The organism is Mesorhizobium sp. M7A.F.Ca.AU.002.02.1.1 (assembly GCF_003998535.1).
GTDB classification, from domain to species: domain Bacteria; phylum Pseudomonadota; class Alphaproteobacteria; order Rhizobiales; family Rhizobiaceae; genus Mesorhizobium; species Mesorhizobium ciceri.
In genome coordinates this window covers 1-1,872 of the sequence record NZ_RZPB01000989.1, presented here as the reverse complement: position 1 = coordinate 1,872, position 1,872 = coordinate 1, and the positions used below count along the sequence as shown (strand labels likewise).

Below are 1,872 nucleotides of genomic sequence, written 5' to 3'. Positions count from 1 at the left end.
TCGACGTGCGCCGTGACCGAGTTCGTGCCCTTCTCGACCTTGGTCTCCTTGGGTTCGAGGATAATCTTCATGCCTTGCTTCTCGAACTGCTTTTGCGCGAACTTCGAGACTTCGGCGTCCTCGACCGGCATCACCGCCGGCAGCAATTCGACCACCGTCACCTCGGCGCCCATTGTGCGGTAGAAGGAGGCGAATTCGATGCCGATGGCGCCCGACCCCATGACGAGCAACGACTTCGGCATCTCCTTCGGCACCATGGCCTCGAAATAGGTCCAGATCAGCTTTCCGTCCGGCTCGATGCCGGGCAGCGCGCGTGGCCGGGCGCCGGTCGCCAGGATGATGTGCTTGGCGGTATAGGTGCCCTCGCCCTTGACGCCTTTCGGCACCGGCGGCTGTGGCTCCATCGGCTTCTTGGCCGTCTTGGACACGACGATCTCGCCCGCCTTCGAAAGCTTGGCCTCGCCCCAGATGACGTCGACCTTGTTCTTCTTCATCAGGAAGGCAACGCCGCCATTGAGCCGCAGCGACACCTTGCGCGAGCGGTCAACGACGGCCGATGTGTCCACGCTGACCTTGCCGTCGAGCTTCAGCCCGTAATCCTTCAGGTGATCCGAATAGTGCATGATCTCGGCCGAGCGCAGCAGCGCCTTGGTCGGGATGCAGCCCCAGTTAAGGCAAATGCCGCCGAGATGCTCGCGCTCGACGATCGCCGTCTTGAAGCCGAGCTGCGCGGAACGCACCGCGGTGACATAGCCGCCGGGACCGGAGCCGATGATGATGACGTCATAGTTCTCAGCCACGGGTTTTCTCCTTCACAATTCCAGCATGACGCGCACGACTGGTGTCAGCGCCTCGCCGATGTTTCGCGTGTTTTCGGCGTCAAGATGAACACCGTCGAGAGGTGTGGTTTGCGCCACGCTGCCGGCGTCGAAGAAGCCGCAGCCGGCCTCATCGGCGAGCGCGGCATATTGCGGTGCCAAAAACTTCGAGGCGTCGTCGCCGCCGGCAAACATTTCCTTGAATTCGGCATTTTCGGTGCGACTGACGACAGGCGGCGAAACGATGAGGATCTGCGGCGCCGGCCAGTCGAACGGATAGTCGTGACCGCGCACGATGTCGATCAGCCGCTGGATACCCTGCTTGGCCGCGACGGGATTGCCGTGGATCCACGGCTTCATGTCGTTGGCGCCGAGCATGATGACAATCAGGTCGATCGGCGCATGCGTCGTCAGCACCGTTGGCAGCAGCCTGGCGCCGTTGCGATCAGCACCGGCCAGGTGGTCGTCGAAGGCGGTGGTGCGGCCATTGAGGCCTTCGGCGATAACTTCGACGCCACTGCCAAGGCCGGCCTGCAGCACGCTTGGCCAGCGGTCTTCCAGCGCATGGCGGCCACCTTCGGCATTGTAGCCCCAGGTCAGCGAGTCGCCGTAACAAAGAACCGTCTTCATGCACCCACCTGCGCGTCGATCAACCCACGCTTCACCCGCCATCCATGGGTTGTGACCGCCCGTTTCCGAGCAGCCAGTCCGGTGGCGAATCCGGAAATGATGAAAGCGAAGAGGCTGGTGAAGACTATCCGCACCGCCCTCTCGCTTCCCTAAACCAGCATGCCCATCGGGTTCTCGATCAGGCGCTTGAAGGCGACCAGCAGTTCGGCACCCAGCGCACCGTCGACGGCGCGGTGGTCGGTCGACAGCGTCACCGACATCACGGTGGCTATTCTGATCTCGCCATTCTTGACCACCGCCCGCTCCTCGCCGGCGCCGACCGCCAGGATGGTCGCGTGCGGCGGGTTGATGACCGCGGCAAAATCCTTGATGCCGAACATGCCGAGATTGGACACCGCCGTGGTGCCACCCTGATACTCTTCCG

At 62.9% G+C, this 1,872-nt stretch carries 3 protein-coding genes; all 3 read right to left on the bottom strand.

The window, feature by feature from the left end:
- A partial coding sequence (locus EN879_RS34140) for an FAD-dependent oxidoreductase (RefSeq protein ID WP_127274624.1) occupies positions 1-800 on the bottom strand: 800 nt, incomplete at its 3' end.
- A gap of 12 nt (positions 801-812) precedes the next feature.
- Positions 813-1,448: an SGNH/GDSL hydrolase family protein gene (locus tag EN879_RS34135; protein ID WP_013531484.1), complete on the bottom strand. Its 636-nt coding sequence runs from the start codon at positions 1,446-1,448 to the stop codon at positions 813-815.
- Between the two features lie 149 nt (positions 1,449-1,597).
- Positions 1,598-1,872: 2-oxo acid dehydrogenase subunit E2 (locus tag EN879_RS34130; RefSeq protein ID WP_206521065.1), on the bottom strand; the 275-nt coding region annotated here is incomplete at its 5' end.